General features: G+C 46.0%; 14 protein-coding genes. 6 read left to right on the top strand and 8 right to left on the bottom strand.

Annotated features, from left to right (window positions below):
- Window positions 1–3: 3 nt before the first annotated feature.
- Complete coding sequence (locus tag JQC93_RS03345; protein WP_205157031.1) at window positions 4–1086, bottom strand: LacI family DNA-binding transcriptional regulator; 1083 nt, start codon at window positions 1084–1086, stop codon at window positions 4–6.
- 336 nt (window positions 1087–1422) lie between these two features.
- Here JQC93_RS03345 and JQC93_RS03340 point away from each other — a divergent pair, with 336 nt between their 5' ends.
- Genes JQC93_RS03340 through malE form a run of 3 tightly spaced genes read left to right on the top strand, consistent with a single transcriptional unit; the run spans window position 1423 to window position 4919 of the window.
- Complete coding sequence (locus tag JQC93_RS03340) at window positions 1423–2397, top strand: aldo/keto reductase (RefSeq protein WP_205157030.1); 975 nt, start codon at window positions 1423–1425, stop codon at window positions 2395–2397.
- A gap of 35 nt (window positions 2398–2432) precedes the next feature.
- Entirely contained in the window at window positions 2433–3680 is a 1248-nt protein-coding gene (locus JQC93_RS03335) for an alpha-amylase family glycosyl hydrolase (RefSeq protein WP_328833085.1), read from the top strand.
- A 60-nt stretch (window positions 3681–3740) separates the two neighbouring features.
- Window positions 3741–4919, top strand: a complete 1179-nt coding sequence (gene malE, locus JQC93_RS03330; protein ID WP_205157029.1) for a maltose/maltodextrin ABC transporter substrate-binding protein MalE — start codon at window positions 3741–3743, stop codon at window positions 4917–4919.
- Between the two features lie 109 nt (window positions 4920–5028).
- Here malE and JQC93_RS03325 read toward each other — a convergent pair whose 3' ends face one another.
- The 6 genes from JQC93_RS03325 to JQC93_RS03300 form a co-directional block, all read right to left on the bottom strand.
- Window positions 5029–5199 (bottom strand): hypothetical protein, encoded by a 171-nt coding sequence (locus tag JQC93_RS03325; protein ID WP_205157028.1) that lies wholly within the window; start codon window positions 5197–5199, stop codon window positions 5029–5031.
- Window positions 5200–5496: 297 nt separating this feature from the next.
- Complete coding sequence (locus JQC93_RS03320; protein ID WP_205157027.1) at window positions 5497–6501, bottom strand: substrate-binding domain-containing protein; 1005 nt, start codon at window positions 6499–6501, stop codon at window positions 5497–5499.
- On the bottom strand, window positions 6502–8313 hold the full coding sequence (locus tag JQC93_RS03315; RefSeq protein WP_205157026.1) for a methyl-accepting chemotaxis protein: 1812 nt from the start codon (window positions 8311–8313) through the stop codon (window positions 6502–6504). It abuts the gene before it with no gap.
- Between the two features lie 139 nt (window positions 8314–8452).
- Window positions 8453–9460, bottom strand: a complete 1008-nt coding sequence (locus JQC93_RS03310) for an Ldh family oxidoreductase (protein WP_236009261.1) — start codon at window positions 9458–9460, stop codon at window positions 8453–8455.
- Window positions 9461–9522: 62 nt separating this feature from the next.
- A complete protein-coding gene (locus tag JQC93_RS03305) occupies window positions 9523–10539 on the bottom strand; it encodes a zinc-binding alcohol dehydrogenase family protein (RefSeq protein ID WP_205157025.1) in 1017 nt (338 codons plus the stop codon).
- Between the two features lie 13 nt (window positions 10540–10552).
- Window positions 10553–12022, bottom strand: coding sequence for a mannitol dehydrogenase family protein (locus JQC93_RS03300; protein WP_205157024.1), 1470 nt, complete (start codon window positions 12020–12022; stop codon window positions 10553–10555).
- A 329-nt stretch (window positions 12023–12351) separates the two neighbouring features.
- Here JQC93_RS03300 and JQC93_RS03295 point away from each other — a divergent pair, with 329 nt between their 5' ends.
- From JQC93_RS03295 to JQC93_RS03285, 3 genes are read left to right on the top strand one after another with little or no spacing between them, the layout of a single operon-like run.
- A complete protein-coding gene (locus tag JQC93_RS03295; protein WP_205157023.1) occupies window positions 12352–13311 on the top strand; it encodes a sugar kinase in 960 nt (319 codons plus the stop codon).
- Window positions 13312–13323: 12 nt separating this feature from the next.
- Window positions 13324–13968, top strand: a complete 645-nt coding sequence (locus JQC93_RS03290) for a bifunctional 4-hydroxy-2-oxoglutarate aldolase/2-dehydro-3-deoxy-phosphogluconate aldolase (protein WP_205157022.1) — start codon at window positions 13324–13326, stop codon at window positions 13966–13968.
- A 1-nt stretch (window position 13969) separates the two neighbouring features.
- Window positions 13970–15073, top strand: coding sequence for a 3,6-anhydro-alpha-L-galactonate cycloisomerase (locus JQC93_RS03285; protein ID WP_205157021.1), 1104 nt, complete (start codon window positions 13970–13972; stop codon window positions 15071–15073).
- An 84-nt stretch (window positions 15074–15157) separates the two neighbouring features.
- On the opposite strand, the gene JQC93_RS03280 is transcribed toward JQC93_RS03285, so the two are convergent.
- Window positions 15158–18058 carry a beta-galactosidase gene (locus JQC93_RS03280; protein WP_205157020.1) on the bottom strand — a complete coding sequence of 967 codons (2901 nt, stop codon included), beginning with the start codon at window positions 18056–18058 and terminating at the stop codon, window positions 15158–15160.
- Between the last annotated feature and the right edge of the window lie 6 nt (window positions 18059–18064).

Raw genomic sequence — 18064 nt, 5'->3', positions numbered from 1 at the left:
GAGCTATCGGGTGCTTTGACGCGCTACAAATTGAGTACTTAAGGTGACGTTCTCTTGTGCTTCAAGCCCTAGCGCCATCATCGCAGCGGCTTCGCCTTTTTCAAAGATAGGCTGAGCAATCGTCGTTAGGCCATAATCAGCCGCGCTTTCAATATCGTCAAAACCAACAATCTGCGTCCGGTTGGGTACGTCAATATTGAGCTCTCTAGCCACTTGTAGCGTTGCGATCGCCACCTTGTCACTCATACATAAAATGATATCAGGGACGGTTCTTGTTGTGTCAGTAAGCAAACCGCGAACCATAGTACGGATCGCTTCACTTTCAAGCCAGGGTAAATGCCAAACGTTATCCTCTTTAACAGGCACTTGTTTGCTGGAGAGCGCCTTTTGATAACCGTCGAGTCTTTTGCGAGAGACAGAGAACTCTGGTTCAAATAACTGCTGCATATTCACAGGACCAGGGACTGAACCTTCATTAAGCCGCAGTCCGAGGATCAGTACTTCTGGACAACTCGCTTGTGTGGCGCTATGCCTCTCTATGGCATAACTGGCAATCTTAAAGGCGGCCTCTTGATCGTCGATTGCCACCTGCCGACATGAACTCATAGGCAGTTCAAAGTCGACCGTTACCATAGGTTTAGATTGACGTATAAGCCGCTCTGTAATGCGCTTATCCAGTGGTTCACCATACAATATAAAACTATCAGGCATTGTTTCGATGGGGCTGTTTTGATAGTGCGCCTCGCTGGTGGGCAACAAAAGCATACTGGCGTGATGAAGGTCCAGTGTCTGGCCAACCCCTGCTAGAAATTGGCTTGCAACTGGATCGGTAAATCCAAACGCTAGGGTGTCGCATAAGAACACTCCAACGACATCGGTCTTTCCAGTGATCAAACTTCTTGCAGTGACGCTAGGGCCGGCGTAGCCCACTTGCTCACAATACTTTAGAACTTTCTCTTTTAGCTCCGGAGAGACGATATCCGGCTTATTAAATACATTCGACACCGACGCTTTTGAAACGCCAAGTTCCTTAGCGATGTTCTTAAGCGTTGGCTTTGGCTGTTTAGCAAATTCCGGTGTCGACATGGGTGGGTCTAAATCCTTGAGGTTAACTTATTAATAATACCGTAATTAATCTTATTATTCGAATAATTGATGGCCTTTTTGGGGGCAATATTGAACCGGTTCAATGTTGAATTTGACCTTTATCACTAATCATTAGATTTTTGCCCTACACATAGAGATCTAAGTCGCAGCTTTGTGCTGATTTACTCGCAGTTTTATCCCGTATTACTACTATTACCCCATATTGAACCGGTTCAATCCGCTCGACGATAGATATAAATACTGGTTACAACGTATCCGATTGAATGATAGAGACCGGATTTTACGACCCACACATACACTTTTATAGAGAAGATTATGCAATACAAAAATGTCAAAGACCTAAACGCCTCAGCTATTGGGTTCGGCTGTTGGGCAATTGGTGGCACATGGAATAATATTGACGATAAGCACTCAATTGCGACTATTCGAGCCGCGATCGATCATAATATCAACTTTTTTGACGTAGCCCCGATTTACGGAAAGGGTCATGCTGAAACCATCCTCGGCAAGGCTCTAAAAGGGATAGAGCGAGACAAAGTCATCGTTGCCACAAAATGTGGATTGCCATGGAATAATGCTGGTGACGTTCGCAATGATCTTAGTAAAGCAAACATATTTAAAGAAATAGACCAGAGCCTGAGCCGACTTAACCTGGACGTAATCGATCTTTACCAAGTGCATTGGCCCGATCCTAACACGCCTATTAGTGAAACCGCCGACGCTCTTGCGGAACTGAAGCACCAAGGAAAAATCAAACACGTTGGCGTGTCTAACTATTCGCTCGAGATGACACTAGAAATGATGAAAGGTGTAGACGTCGCGACTTTCCAAGGCTTGTATAATTTACTCGAGCAAAACCCAACGCATTATCACTCAATCCCATTACAATACAGAGCACGCGAGCAAGCACTGCCATTTTGTGAGCAGCACGACCTGAAGTACCTACCTTACAGTCCACTAATGCAAGGCTTACTAACAGGCACGTTTAAACGACACAATAATTTTGACCATCATGACGATCGATCAAACAACCCTAAACTCAATGACCCTTTGTTTGAGTCATATTATGAATGTGTAGAAGAGCTGAAACGTCTTGCTGATTCGGCAAATGTGTCAATTACCGCCTTAGCCATGCAATGGCTTACAAACCAGCCTCACGTTGGTCCAGTAATAGCGGGGGCACATACTGTTGAACAAGTGATCGCAAATGCTGCCACTCTCCAAAAGACCATTGACTTGAATCTAATTCTGCAAGCAGAAGCCATCGTAGACAAATGGCAGCTTAAATAACCCCATATTATCTCTCTTATATTAAGGATTACCCAGTGACACGTTTAGCCCAAACTCCTTTCAATCACCCTGAGTGGACCAAAGATAAAAATATTTATGAGGTCAACCTTCGACAGTACACCTCAGAGGGTACCATTTCGGCTTTCATGACCCATTTGCCTCGATTGCACGATATGGGTGTCGACATACTTTGGCTCATGCCTATACACCCCATTGGCGAACTTAATCGCAAAGGAACGTTAGGCAGTCAGTACGCGGCCAAGAATTACCTTGAGCTTGACCCAGCTTTAGGTAACAAAACAGACCTACTTTCGTTAGTCAATAAAGCGCATCAGCTTGGCATGTACGTGATCTTGGACTGGGTGGCCAACCACACAGCGTGGGACAACATCTGGGTGAGTGAGCATCTAGACTGGTATCAAAAAGACGACGGTGGTTCGTTGTTTCCTTACACTTACCGCGACAACAATAAAGTCGAATACTGGACCGATGTAATAGGTCTAGATTACAACAACAAAGCCCTATGGGAAGGCATGAAAAATGCCATGGCTTATTGGGTCACTGAATTTGACATCGATGGTTTTCGGTGTGATGTAGCAGGTTTGGTCCCTACACCATTTTGGGAATATGCAACTCAAGAGCTCCACAAAATCAAGCACCTGTTTATGCTTGCAGAATGGTCTTCGCCTGAATTACATCGCAAGGCGTTCGATATGACTTACGATTGGGATTTGTATACCTTAATGGGCGATATCGCTTCGGGTCGAAAAGATGCGATGGATGTAATCGCCTACTATAACGACCTGTTTTCTCGTTACCCTCGTGATGCATACCGCATGCTTTTTACCACCAATCATGACAAAAACACATGGGAAGCAAGTGATCGTGAGTATTTCGGTGAATCCTTCAAAGCATTCACCGTGCTCACAATGACCCTTTATGGCATGCCCCTCATCTACAGCGGACAAGAATCTATTCTTGATAAGCGCTTGGCGTTTTTCGAAAAAGACGCCATTAACTGGAGAGACTTCCCTCTACAACAATTTTATAGTGAGTTGCTTGCCTTAAAACGCAACAACTGCGCTTTATGGAACGGCGAATTTGGTGCACAGCCAGAGTTCTTAGAAACAAATAACCACCATGTACTTAGCTTCGTACGTCGTAAAAACAGTAACCGCGTTGAAGTAACCATCAACCTGTCAGCAGAATCACAATCCATAACCATAAACCAAAATACCTATGAGTTTTCCCCCTATGAATACCGGATAACAACGACCCCTTAAAAGCGGTCGCTACGAACCGTACTAAGGACAAGCCTCTCGTAACAACACAAGGAACGAATCATGAAGAAACATGCTCTTTTGAGCGTGGCGGCTTTTTGCGCCCTGCAAACAGCCAATGCCGCCGCTTTTAGTGACGAAAGCATCACCATTTGGATGCCTTTAGATAAAGGTCAAAAAGGGATGACTCACGCAGTAACCACTTTTGAGCAGGACACCGGGGTAAAAGTAATAGTGGAGTACCCTGACGGTTTAGAAGAGAAGTACGTCAAAGCATCATCGATCGGCAAAGGACCCGATGTGATGATATTTGCTCACGACAGATTTGGTGGTTATGCCGAAGCAGGTCTGGTCCGTGAAGTCACGCCTAGCCGGGAATTTAAACAGTTATTTTCAGACTATACCTGGGAGGCGACACGCTACAAAGGAAAGCACTATGGTTATCCGATAACCGCCGAATCTATCTCTCTTTTGTACAATAAAGATCTTATAGACAAACCTCTAGAAAACTGGGAAGACCTTCATCAACTGGACCTAAAGTTATCCAAGCAGGGTAAAAAGGCCATCGCTTGGGAAATAAAATCGCCCTACTTCACTCAACCTCTGTTTTCGGCTGCAGGAGCCTATGTCTTTGAACGCACTGAGACGGGACTTGATGCGAGTTCAACGACGGTAAACAGTCCGCAGGCTGTTGAGACAATGAGTTTCCTAAAATCGCTTATTGATGATGGGATAATCTCAAAAGATATGGATTATGCTCATGCAGAAAGTGACTTTAACAAAGGACAGGTCGCAATGACGATTAACGGCCCTTGGGCATGGGCAAACCTAGACAAAACAGGGATTAATTATGGTGTAGCCGAGCTTCCTAAATACAAAGGAAATCCATCAAAACCTTTTGTAGGAATATTGATGGCTGGCATAAATAGCGCGTCTCCAAACAAGGATCTTGCTCAAGAGTTTATTGAACAGTATCTACTGTCGATTGATTCGTTAACCTTTATGAACAGCCAGGTGCCCATCGGTGTCCCTGCTTTAAAGAGCTTCGCGGAGCAGCTCAGCAGCGACGAACGCCTAAAAGCGTCCATGATTAATGCAGAAAATGGAGAGTTAATGCCTAACATACCGGAAATGATGGCATTTTGGAGTGGCCAGAATGCCGCACTAACCAACATTATCGATGGTCGCCAAAGCGTGGAAGATGCATTACGAGATCTAGAAAAGAGAGTATTACAAAAATAGTCGTCTTGTTACGATGTACGAAGTCATACACAGCGGCCGCGAGGTCGCTTTGTATTTTAGAGCCATTCGACATTTCATTGATTGGCGAGCCACTGGCTAACAGTCACCTTCAGCCAAACGAAAAATCTAATTCCAGTGGTGTCACTGGCTCAGTATCGTAGTAATAAGTCTCTTCAATAGAATCAGATTGCTGATCATCAGAATGGGAAGAATCTGGCTGACTACAGCCAACAAAAATCACACAGGCCATCACAATACTGCATACCGACTTGCTGTCCATACATCACTCCTTACAGATTAGACATACCTTGTATGTCCAAACCTTGAAGTTAGGCCGCGTATCCTTGCGACAATTGCTTCAAACCCGAGCTTTGAAGCGCTCCTTTCATGTCGCAACTGTATGTTGATTTTCGATAAATAGTGTTAGGCGTTTCAACGAGCATTGCGATCATTTGGTACCTAACTATTATAGCTATTGTGTTCGACTTAAACCTTGCTCAATCTATCAAAATTACCGGGATCCTACGGATTTTTGGACTGTTAATTTGCGTCGATATCACGCCCCTCTATAGACGGGCTAGCGTCGTTCAATAACTGACTTTCGCTGTACCAGTGTTGGTTTAAATTCGTGTGTCATATCCGCTTTTACAGGCATACCTGACTCTAAATCCAACGCGAGTTGTGCAGCGCAGGTAGCCATATGTGAAATGGGATACGCCATAGTGGTAAGTTTTGGATAAAGGTGACCTGCAATGTATTCATTATCAAACCCAATGACCGATATTTGTCGCGGTAAGGATATCCCATTATCTTGCAAGCACTCTAACGTACCAGACGCCATCGAATCGTTATAGGTCGCGATTGCCGAGTATCGTTTACCTGAATGGATTAACGCTGTAGTAGCGACCCTCCCACCTTCATCGGTCGGCTCGCCAAAGTAGACGTTATTAATATCAAAGTGTAAGCCCGCATTGTCCATTGCTGCTTTGTATCCTTGCAAGCGCTCTCTTGCATCCGGGATATCTTCGTTTGAACACACATACGCTATCTGTCTGTGACCTTTGGCAATGAGTTCATTACACGCATCTAGGCTGCCTTGGAAGTTATTTAGGTATAGGCACCGCTCACGTGCCGTCGGTAAATGACGATTAATGAGTACTAAAGCAGGTGCTTCTTGACAATACCTACTGAGTACGTCATCGCTTAGACCTTTTGAGTGCACAACAATAGACTTACAGCCATTACTTAATAACAGCTCTAGCATCTCTTTCTCTTGGTGTGCATCGTGGTAACCATTGGCCACCAATACATGCCTGCCATTTTGACGCGCTACATTATCGACGCCTTTGACGAGTGCGCCAAAAAAGGGAACGCCAACGTCCGAAACCAGCACGCCTATTGTCTCGGATTTGCTTCTCACTAAGGCTTTTGCCATTGCATTTTTTCGATAACCTAGTTGCCTTACGGCATTGTGCACGGCGTTGTAGGAATGCACACTGATTTGCGGCGAGTTGTTCAGCACCCGTGAAGCGGTCCCAACCGATACACCGGCTAATTTAGCGACGTCTTTAATCGTGGCCATTTACGCCTCCTTTTCAATCTTAAATCGGCCAACCAATGCGTCTAGCTGGCGATTTTTATCAAGTAAAGTATGGGTGTTGCTCACCGCAGCTTGGCTATTCTCTTCTAACTCCGACACAACAGAATAGAGCGTATGCATATTCCTATTGATCTCTTCACTCACCTGTTTTTGTTCACTAGCAGATTGAGCGACAGAATCATTGAGATCAGTAAGCTGATGAACTGCCGTGGTAACATCATCAAGATCTCGACTGATTTGATTGGTACTGATTGAGGTGCTCTTACTGCTGGATTTTGTCTCTTCGAGCGCTTGCACCACTTGATGACTGCCTTTCTCAAGTTTTGCCAGCATGGCGCTAATTTGTTCAGTACTTTGCTGAGTTCTGGCAGCCAATGCTCGAACTTCATCCGCAACCACAGCAAAGCCTCTGCCTTGCTCACCCGCCCTCGCAGCTTCAATAGCTGCGTTAAGCGCTAAAAGATTGGTTTGCTCTGCTATTCCCCCAATAACATTGAGCACTTCAGAAATGTCTGCCACATCGTCAACCATGCTACCCACAGAGTTCGACATGTTTTCCATTTCTAACGTCAGTGAATCTACGTTTGTTACTGCGTGCTCAACACTCTTTTGACTGCGTTTACTCACCATCATTGCATGATTGGTGACGCTCGCGGCTTCACTGGCTATGGTTGCAACCCCATCAGCAGCTGTGCTCATTTCGTTGATCGCGGTCACCGCTTTCTCGATCTCTTGGTTGTGTGTGACTGCTTGTTGCTGATTGGAAGACACTCGCCCTTCTAACTCATTCGCTTGTTGTGCAACGCTTGTACTGGTAAGTTTTACCTGCTGCATCAACGACTGTAAGTTGGATACAAAGCTATTTATGCTGGCAGAAATGCGGCCAATATCATCCGAGCTGTGGACCTCAAGGCGCTTGGTGAGATCAGCCTCGCCCGACCCTAATTCTTCAATGAGTTGACGCAGCGCAATGATTGGCCTGTAGGTCACATTGAGCGCCACGAGCGCCAACCCAATAAATACCACGCCACACACCAAGCTAAGCAGGGCCACTTTTACAACCAGGGCGTCAGTATGGCTATGAATGTATTGTTGATTGAGATAGCCGTGAAGCGCCCAAGCGCTATCACCGACCTCAATCTGTTTTGTAAGCAGCGGCTGTTGATGTGTGGCATTACCTTCGAGAAATGACACGCTCGAGAACAGCAATTCGCCATCAGCGGTGAGCAGCTCTAGCCCTCCAGCATCAGAATGAATGGCCTCTAAACTGGTTAAAATCGGCTGTAAATTGACTTCGAAAACATCGATACCACCAGAACTGTCTATCGAAGCGATAGCGATTGTCATAATTAGTTTATCGTCAACGAGTTCGACATAACGAATTGAGGCACCCTGTTCCACCTGAGTTGCAATCGCTTGGTAATGCTGCTCTTGCTGAGGGGAAAATTCTAAATAGGTGGGCGCCAAGCCGGCTTGATACTCTATGCTTGGGTCGGGCGAAAATACCGATCCATACATTACCTTAGTGATTCTATAAAAGCCTGAGGAGTCCAGTACCTGAGCCATGTTAGACAGGTTTAATGGAATACTGTTGGCAAGCTTCACTGCTGACTGGAGTTCCACTTCGACTCGCTCTGAAACCAAATCTAATTGTGTTTGAATTTGTTGACTATCGTTGGCGTAAAAATCTTTTTCTACCAACGTTCTCGCGCTTAAAAAAGACGCCAATATAGACAGTAACAACAGTAGTACCATCACAGACAATATTTTGTTTCTAAACGATAGTTTTGGCATCAACGTAATCTCCGAAGCCGTTTTAGGTAAAAAAAGGCCACGCCCTGAAGACTATCGATCAAAGCGCGGCCAAAATGTAGAGATTCCCCCTCTACGGAACATATCTAAATAAAACAGTGAAACACCTACCCCCTAAGTTTTACCCTTTTAGATACTGATACACCCCCTCAGCAACCGGAATTCCCTCAGCTTCACATTTGGCTTTATACGCCACTTGTGGATCATTTGGTGCCATGACTTTTTCAACACCTGGTACCGGTTTAACGGCGCGAAGCTCACTGGTCATCATTGCCATGGTCGCAGCAAACAGCGGCGTACCTAATTTGGTTGGGTCGATAATGATCACTAGGCTTGCGAGCTTACGCATCTTGTCGTAGTCGCCATACATACGAATAATGTGGTTGCCGTAATTCGCCCCCATCAAGACGCCAGTAAGTGCATCAATTGCAAGGGCAATGCCCGACCCTTTGTGTTGGCCAAATGGCAGTAAATTTTCAACCTTGTGAGGATCTGTGGTCATGTGACCTTCTTTATCAATCGCGAGATCAGGACCAATTTCTGTTCCCGTTTCTTTCGCGTGCAATAATTTGCCAAAAGCCGTCGCACTGGTGGCCATATCAACAATCATTGGATGGCTGCCTTCTACTGGGAATCCGAACGCGATTGGGTTGGTACCCAAGAAACGCTCAGCACCACCATGGGGAGCCACACAGGTATCCGTTTGCGTCATACCAATGGCAATCATGCCTTCGCGAGTCGCTTGCTCCATAAAATAAGACAGTGCACCGCAATGAGAGGTGTTCTTAACACTGACGAACCCTAAGCCCGTTTCAGCTGCCATCTCAATGCCGTGCTCAGTGGCCGCTATCAACGCTGAATGTCCCATACCGTCATCTGAATCAAGTACCGCGACCGACGGTGAAATTTGGTCTATTGAAAAAGACGCATGTTTGTTTAAGCCACCTGTTGTAAGGCGCTTACAGTAATGCTCGACACGCATAACTCCATGTGAGTGAACGCCTGTCATGTCTGCATGAATCAATACGTCCGTCACTTCCTGTGCGGTCTTATCGTCTAAACCTGCAGCGACCAACTTCGTCAACGCAAGATCTCTTAACTCGGCTTCTTTCACTAATGTCATCGACATACTTCTATCCTTTGTTTTTATGATGCGGCGCAAGCGCCGCTTATTGTTTGATAACGTCTGAATTAAAAATTGATTACGCCTTTGACCAGCGACGTGTTTTCAACGACATCTTGCTTATAGTTCAAGCCAAAACTGTGAAAATCGTACTCTTTGTTCTTCATGATGGTTTCCGAAATCTTGCCTTGTGCCATGAGTTCGATAACACGTTCAAAGTCCTGACGAGTGGCATTGCGACTGCTCAGAAGCGTAGTTTCTTTCTTATGGAAAGTTGGATCGTCCATCACCAAGTCACCAATGTACAAACCGATAAACACTATCTTTCCACCATGACGAATAAGCTCTACTGCTCGGCTCATCGAGCCTTTATTGCCAGTTGCGTCCATCACCACACAAGGTAGGTCACCACCAAATGCATTACGAAGTTGTTCTTGGTAATCATCGACAAGTGGGTCAAGTGCAATAACATCAAGAGATTGCGCTACTTTGTCGCGTCTTACGTCAGACACATCGGCAACGGCGACCGTCGCTCCCTCTGCTTTTGCAATAGCTGCCGCAGCTAAACCAATTGGACCGGCCCCTACAACCAGTACATTGTTGCGCGGCGTAATTTCTGCGCGTCGAACCGCGTGAGCACTAATGGCAAAACACTCAACCAACGCGCCTTGAGAGTCACTCACACTATCCGGTAGCTCCACTAAGTTATCTTCGTAAACCGCCAAGTACTCACTAAAACCACCATCTTGATGCACGCCATATAAAGAGACGTCTTCACAACAATTGGTTTTGCCATCGCGACATGCGGCGCAAACGCCACAAGGGATACATGGGATGACTGAGTAGCGTTTTCCGGCAGTGGCAGACGCTACTTTTTCACCCACTTTAATCACTTCACCCGAGATTTCATGGCCCAATACACGTGGGTAAGAAAAGAACGGCTGACGTCCTGCATAGGCGTGAATGTCAGTTCCACAGATTCCAACCGAACGAATTTTAAGTAGCACTTCGTTGTCTTGGATTTGAGGAATGTCGCGTTCGATGTATTCAATCGAGTTTGGTTCGTTACAAATTAGTGTTTTCATATCAGACTCTTACTTAAATTTTTGCTAGAGAATCGACAACATAAGCGATTCCGTGATGTTCAATAGCGTCAAACGCTTCCATAACCGCTTGTGTAAATTGCGGATTGGTTTGCGCTTGGTCGCCAAAAATTTTGTCAATCGACAATAGAGCGTGTGCTCGATCTTCCGGTGTCGTATTGGTTTCGCAAACCGAGGCATAGGTCTCTGCAAGTGGATCTGCAATGGCCTCTTTGTTAACAACTTGAGCGATGGTGTAATGCATCCAACCTGCAATTAAGGTAGGTAAGCAGGCAAAGTCCACATCGCGCTTTTGCAGCTCTAATAGCGGATCGAGTACTCGTTGAGGTAGCTTCTGTGAGCCGTCCATCGCGATTTGTGCCGTTTTGTGTCTGATGTTGCTATTGCTAAAACGCGCAATCAACAGTTCAGCGTATTGCTGTAAATCGACTTTTAACTCATCACTTAGCGAGCGCGCTTGTTCGTCAAGCATCAAACGAAGCGTTGTTGCACGGAGTTTGTCATCCTGCATGCATTGAAAAATAAATTCATACCCAGCAAGGCTGCCGTTGTAAGCTAAAAATGAATGGCTACCATTTAGCATGCGCAATTTCATTTCTTCGTAGGGCAATACGTCGTTAACAAACATCGCCCCAGCAATCGACCAATCAGGACGTCCCGCAACGAAGTTGTCTTCAATAACCCACTGGCGAAAATCTTCGGTCACAACACCACAAGGGTCGCGATAACCCGTTTTGCTTTCGATCACATCAAACTGATCGTCGGTCATAGCAGGTACGATTCGGTCTACCATCGTGCTAGGAAAAGACACATTGCTCTCAATCCACTTTGCAAGTTCAGCATCACGCTGTTTAGCAAATGAAAGCACGGCATTTTTGGTTAACACTCCATTTTCAGGAATGTTGTCGCAAGACATCACACTAAAAGGAGCGAGGCTGTTTTGCATACGTTGAGATAGTGCCTCTGTTATAAGGCCAATCGCTGATTGAGGTTGGTGTGGTTGGGCTAAATCATGAGCGATCAAAACGTTGTCGACATCAAGTGAGCCCGATTGTGGATCTACGCAGTAGCCTTTTTCGGTAATGGTCAGCGATACGATTTTAACTTGAGGTTCGACCATTTTATCAATTGCCGCTTGGATGCCCTTTTTAGGCGTATGGATCTGCTCGCAAACAGTACGAACCACACGAGAAACCGTTTTGGTTGATGAGGTCTCAACGACCGTGAACAAACCCTTCTGGTGCGATAGGTCATCAATAAGGTTCGCAGGACCAAACATGTTTATCTCACATATTCCCCACGGCTTATCTGACTGGTCATTTGTGAGGTCGTTATACACAGCTTGGTGTCCGCGATGAAATGCACCAAATCCGATATGAACGATATCACTGCTTAATGTTGAGCGATCATACGTGGTGGTTTGATCGTAATTTGCGTTAACCACATCCCTATCCAAAACAGTCATCTTATACCTTTTAATTAAAATTGATTAACCAATGATGAATTTATACTCTTTAGAACGACCAATTGCAGTGATAATTGTCACACTTAGAGAACCAATATACAAAAATGGCTGACCAATATTACTTTTCGATTAATTATTAGGCAAAATATTCGTTAATGGACTATGCCAAGGCCTACGCCATTAACCACACCACCCCTTATTAAATAAAGTGTGAGCTGACACATGTACCGAAATAGCCTTTTGGTTGACCAAAAATTACTAGTTGTTTAGTATCTAAATCAGTTGAATAAGTAATAAGCAGTTATTAAGAATTTATAGGTGAAATTTGTATGCTAAATAGTAAAAGCGGCCAACAGGTACCAGCAGAAATCCTTAGCTTTGGTGAACCGATGTTCGAATTCAGTCAAATGAAAGACGTAGCACTGGGTCAGGCAGACTTTTTAAGTGGGTTCGGGGGTGACGCGTCTAACTTTGCCATTGCCGCAGCAAGGCAAGGTGCTAATGTGGGCATGCTCACGCACGTAGGTAACGATGAATTTGGAAAGCGATTCATTGACCTTTGGACAAAAGAGCGCGTATCTACCCACAATGTCCAAGTAAAGTCGAACCAACATACCGGTGTTTACTTCATTACTCATGATGATCAAGGACACCACTTTTCGTTTTTAAGAAAGAACAGTGCCGCAAGTTTAATTACCCCTGACCAACTCCCTATAGAGCAGATTGAAGCAGCCAAGTTATTGCACGTTACTGCCATTACCCAAGCTATCAGTAGCAGCAGTTGTGATTCTGTGTTTGCTGCAATTGAAGCGGCAAAGCAAAGCAACACATTAGTGTCCTATGATACGAACCTGCGTTTAAAACTGTGGTCACTGGCAAGAGCAAGAGCTGTCATTAACGAAACGGTCAAAATGGTCGACATCTGCTTCCCAAGTATTGATGAAGCTCAGTTGATCACAGGGCTTACACACGCCGACGACATTATTGACCACCACTTAAAGCTAGGGGCAAAAGTTGTGGTCCTCAAGCAAGGCAGCGATGGCGCAACTGTAGCGGATGAACAACAGCGAATTCACGTGTCACCGCATAAAGTCACCCCTGTTGACGCTACCGCGGCTGGCGACTCTTTTGCAGGATCATTTTGTACCCACTTTGTGAGAGGAGCATCTCTCGAGCAAGCACTATTGCACGCCAATGCTACGGCTTCTATCACAATTACTGGCTACGGCGCTGTCGCGCCCCTGCCCACCCTTGAGCAGGTAGAAAACCGACTTCTAGAATCTAAATAAGGAAAGTGAATCATGGAGCTTCAAACCAAACAGCTCGTTAAACAACTTAAGCAATTTAAAGTTGTTCCCGTTATCGCCATTGATAGTGCACTGGATATACTGCCTTTAGGCGAGCAACTCGCTAACAACGGACTACCTGTCGCAGAAATCACCTTTCGATCAGATGCAGCAGTCGAGGCCATTCGCTTGTTACGTGATGCCCAGCCCGAGATGTTGATTGGTGCCGGCACCGTTCTTAACGAGCAGCAAGTGATTGCGGCAAAAGAAGCAGGTGCAGACTTTATCGTTTCACCTGGACTTAACCCAACCACCGTAAAAGCGTGCCAAAAGCATGGAATAATCATTGTTCCTGGTGTTAACAACCCTTCTCAAGTCGAGCAGGCTTTAGAGTTAGGTGTTTCAACTCTCAAATTTTTCCCTGCAGAAGCCTCTGGTGGTTTACCAATGTTAAAATCGCTGCTTGGACCCTATAGCCAAATTCAAGTTATGCCTACCGGCGGTATAAGTGCCAGCAACATTCAACAGTATCTCGACTTACCTGCGGTACTTGCATGTGGGGGAACTTGGATGGTCGATAAAGGTTTAGTTAATAAAGGCGAATGGGGTGAGATTGGTCGTCTCATTCGCGAAATAGTTCAGCAATTAAAGGATGCTTAACATGTCGTACGCACAATCAACTCAAATTACCGATATTCAGACACGGCTATTTAAAATCCCTCTAGATGAGATCCTTTCTGACGCGAAGCACGGGGATCACGACCATTTCGAACTCATTACAACCACTATTACTACCGCTGATGGGCTCACTGGCACCGGTTATACCTACACAGGTGGTAAGGGGGGTTACGCGATCAAAGCGATGCTAGAGCACGACTTGCAGCCTGTTGTATTGGGCAAAGACGCCGCCAATATAGAAGAAATTTATGACTTTATGGAATGGCATATACACTATGTGGGCCGTGGTGGCATCGCGTCGTTTGCCATATCGAGTCTAGATATTGCGCTGTGGGACCTAAAAGGTAAACGTGAGCAACTGCCACTGTGGAAAATGGCAGGTGGAAAGAACAACACCTGCAAAGCCTACTGCGGCGGCATAGACTTGCAATTCTCTCTTGATAAACTTCTGAGTAACATTCAAGGCTATTTAGACTCTGGCTTTAACGCAGTAAAAATCAAAATTGGCAAAAGCGATCCGCAAGAAGATATCGACCGAATCAAAGCTGTTCGTGCCCTCATTGGACCCGACGTTACCTTTATGATTGATGCCAACTACTCTCTAACTGTTGAGCAAGCGATTGCACTGTCTAAAGCGGTAGAAGAGTGCGACATTACGTGGTTTGAAGAGCCAACGATCCCAGACGACTACCAAGGATATGCTGCAATTGCAGAGGCCACCAACATTCCACTGGCAATGGGCGAAAACCTTCATACAATCCACGAATTCGGTTACGCAATGGAACAAGCAAAGCTTGGATTTTGTCAGCCAGATGCATCTAACTGCGGCGGGATCACGGGTTGGTTACAGGCCGCACACTTGATAACTGAACACCAAGTTCCAGTCTGCACCCACGGTATGCAAGAACTGCACGTGTCGCTTGTGTCTGCGTTTGATACTGGCTGGTTAGAAGTGCACAGCTTCCCTATCGACCGCTACACAAAACGACCACTGGTCGTCGAGAATCATCGCGCAGTAGCGTCCGACGAGCCTGGCATCGGTGTTGAATTTAAATGGGACATCATTGCCCAATACGAAGTCCATTAATAAACGGGGTCAGAGTCAATCGACTCTGACCCCGTTGGGTTAAAATAGGGGGTCGGAGTCAGATGACTCTGCCCCCCTTTGCTTTTACTGGCCGAAACGGCGGGTATAAAGCTCTTGGTTTACTTTTCTTGCTGACTCTACGAGTGGTTTGTAGGGCGTGTCGGTAACGGTGACAAAACCAACGTTATAGTTCTCGCCATCCCATGCTCGGCCCGTTGCTGGTGAGTCCATGTACTGGAACCAGTGCGCACCTACAAAGTATGGGTTATCGATAACACTACGCATATAGTGGGCATAAGCATCTGCCCTACCTTGCTGGTCATCCATACTCACCAATCCTGGGTGGAACAGTCCAGAATCGGTAGCACCAAAGTGAAATTCGCCAATAATACTTGGCATGTCCAATTCTGGTAAATGCGACCAGTCACCCTTCGAGTTAAGATCTTTTGCATACAAGTTGTAGCTCATAACGTCCACATACTTAGCGGCGGCGTTAGCGGCTTCTGGGGTTATCCCCCAATCAGAGAAACGCGATCCCAAGTTCAGGTGATTAGGCAGCACATTCTGCATTTCTTCGTCTACCACGCGGAAAAATTGGTCAGCAAGAGCCGACAGCAAAACACTCAGGTCTTGTTTCATTGCCTCAGATAGGTCGCTTGGCAGGCTCACCCCTTGTGCAAAACTTTCCCACGACTCAAACGATGTACTCCATGCCGCATTGAGCTTGTCGATAGAACCGTACTGCTGTTGCAGTAACTCATCGAAAGCCTTCTTAGCGGAACTTTGTTGCGAAGAGGCTTTCAATCCTGACAGAGCAAGAGCGTAATGGCTTGCATCAAATTGAGTGTTACCCCAGCTCAACTCGTTGTCGACAAAATATCCAATACAAAACGGATCATTATCAACGTCATCGGCCACAGATTTAGCCATGGTGGCTACAGAACGTCTAAACTCAGGATCAAATGGGTCGTGCATTGGACCCCAATAATCGTTCCCTGTGTTAATACGCTGATGGCTGCCTACAATCCAGCCGTGAGCCGTGTACGGTACCTTGTCATTGCCGTAAAAACTTGGATCAGACCAGTTGCCTAGAGAGGTAAAGCCCCAATCCATCATTCTTGCCAAGGTAACGTCTTGCCAAATCGCCAAAGCGTCTGCTTGAGACGACTGCTGATATTTCCGCTGTAAGTTTGCTCCATAAAAACTAAACACTTCGCCATGCTTAAGCGGGCCTGTATGGATCATTTGGGTATAGTTGTAGTTTTGCGCAAGCTCAGAGTCGTAATCGGGCAACTCGGTAAACATTCCGCGACGCAGTGGAGAGAGCTGCGCTCGAGGTTGAGTACTTTCAAGATACCCACTCTCAGCCACTTGACTCGGCCTTAGATCGTCGGTTGCAACGTCCGTGATGTCCGAAAATCCAATACCTGTGGTGGTATAGCTATCATCCATACGAATATTATCGAGACCTGTCGCGAAGTATAAGTACCCCTCAGGGTCGACCAGCGCCCACTTTCCTTCGACCTTTTCAGTTCTAAAATAGCCAGTTGCGTTAAGTTTTGGACCATCGCTCCACCCGCCATACGTTGAACGGTCTGGCAGTAGTGAGGCTTTTTCAAGAAGTGCGTAGTCCTGTGCTGCGCGAGATTGTAGGTCTGCCAGATCTGTGACCTTTTCTGGCCACTGCTCGGCAGTATACTGACCAAACTCGTCGATGATATTACTGTAGCGACTGGTATCATTGGTCAAGTTTGGAATAAGACGTAAATTATCAAATTCTAACTCAGCATCGGCTAATGGGTTCATCATATAGAGCTGAAAACTGACTATATTGGATAAATCGAGCTCTGTTTCCCCCCAACCAAACACGACCTGCGTGGCAGAGAACGCTTGTTTAGGCGGTTCGCCTCGCATTCCTGAGTTCATCGCTTCAGCTAAGTCTTTTAGCGTAAAGTAATAGGTATCTTGTGATTGTGGAGGAAGCTGAACATAGCCAGAACGACTGTGTACCACGCCAGTCGCGCCACCGCCTAGCTTTTCATCCAAGTCGTCATCGACACGAACAAACAGTTGCACACCTTTATCGCCGAGGTTTTTGGCATCAAACGCTAATGCCACGTCACCATACTGCGTCCAGTCCCACGATTCACCTTGAGTACCCGCGGAAAACTTAACGGTTGGGTAAGCTTCAGCTGTGGAATATTGAACTCGCAGCGCGTGGCCACCGTTATTTTCAACACGCGTTACATCTGTTCCTAATTTTAGCTCTAAAATTGAACTATTAGGGTCGTCAAACTGGCTTAAGTTCAGCACGGTAGGTACCGTGGCAGACGCAATAACATCCTCGCGAGCCTGAGATTTCACAAAATCGCCAGTACGTTCAATAAAGGCAATATCGTGCAGCCTTAAGCTTTGCTTAGTTGCCGGCCCAACAACATAAAATTGGAACTCAGATACAGTTTTAAGATCTAATTCTTCGCCACCACGATAACCGTCCAAGCCCATCTCAGAGCCGTTAAACAGATAGTCGACAGTTTTGGTTTCGCCAGCCGCCAGTTCGATGGGTTTATCCAGTTGATGAGTCGCTACACCCATAATGCCAATGGAATCCGCAACTTTTAGCTCAACACGCAACGGTGAATCAGTAGGGTTTTCTAAGGTCAGCTTTAAACCACCTTTTGTATTCCAATCGGCGCTACCGTCGACAGGCCTAAACTTCATATTTGGCCATTTACTGTTGGCATCAGCTTGGCTTACTTCATCAAATTCAACCAATACACTTTCAGCTTCAACCGTGTAGCGACTGTGTTCGTTCGCCGCCGCAGCTAAAAAAGCAGCATCGGTTAACACAATCGGTGCGACGCTCGCTGTCATGTCAGTTTGTTGCGCCTGCGTTGCTGTATCTGTCGTTTGTGTGCTGCATCCTAGAGATGCTAAACCGGCCGCGATGGCTATCGCAACCGCGGTTTTTTTTATTGTTCCCATAGCACC

Source organism: Vibrio ulleungensis (assembly GCF_016900875.1).
Taxonomy (GTDB): domain Bacteria; phylum Pseudomonadota; class Gammaproteobacteria; order Enterobacterales; family Vibrionaceae; genus Vibrio; species Vibrio ulleungensis.
Note: the sequence above shows the minus strand (reverse complement) of the source record. Positions and strands in the feature narration are given on the sequence as shown.

Coding starts and splice junctions, on each gene's coding strand:
- JQC93_RS03320 (WP_205157027.1), bottom strand. CDS start 6,501: ATGGCCACGATTAAAGACGTCGCTAAATTAGCCGGTGTATCGGTTGGG.
- JQC93_RS03345 (WP_205157031.1), bottom strand. CDS start 1,086: ATGTCGACACCGGAATTTGCTAAACAGCCAAAGCCAACGCTTAAGAAC.
- JQC93_RS03310 (WP_236009261.1), bottom strand. CDS start 9,460: ATGTCGATGACATTAGTGAAAGAAGCCGAGTTAAGAGATCTTGCGTTG.
- JQC93_RS03305 (WP_205157025.1), bottom strand. CDS start 10,539: ATGAAAACACTAATTTGTAACGAACCAAACTCGATTGAATACATCGAA.
- malE (WP_205157029.1), top strand. CDS start 3,741: ATGAAGAAACATGCTCTTTTGAGCGTGGCGGCTTTTTGCGCCCTGCAA.
- JQC93_RS03280 (WP_205157020.1), bottom strand. CDS start 18,058: ATGGGAACAATAAAAAAAACCGCGGTTGCGATAGCCATCGCGGCCGGT.
- JQC93_RS03325 (WP_205157028.1), bottom strand. CDS start 5,199: ATGGACAGCAAGTCGGTATGCAGTATTGTGATGGCCTGTGTGATTTTT.
- JQC93_RS03315 (WP_205157026.1), bottom strand. CDS start 8,313: ATGCCAAAACTATCGTTTAGAAACAAAATATTGTCTGTGATGGTACTA.
- JQC93_RS03300 (WP_205157024.1), bottom strand. CDS start 12,022: ATGACTGTTTTGGATAGGGATGTGGTTAACGCAAATTACGATCAAACC.
- JQC93_RS03295 (WP_205157023.1), top strand. CDS start 12,352: ATGCTAAATAGTAAAAGCGGCCAACAGGTACCAGCAGAAATCCTTAGC.
- JQC93_RS03285 (WP_205157021.1), top strand. CDS start 13,970: ATGTCGTACGCACAATCAACTCAAATTACCGATATTCAGACACGGCTA.
- JQC93_RS03340 (WP_205157030.1), top strand. CDS start 1,423: ATGCAATACAAAAATGTCAAAGACCTAAACGCCTCAGCTATTGGGTTC.
- JQC93_RS03290 (WP_205157022.1), top strand. CDS start 13,324: ATGGAGCTTCAAACCAAACAGCTCGTTAAACAACTTAAGCAATTTAAA.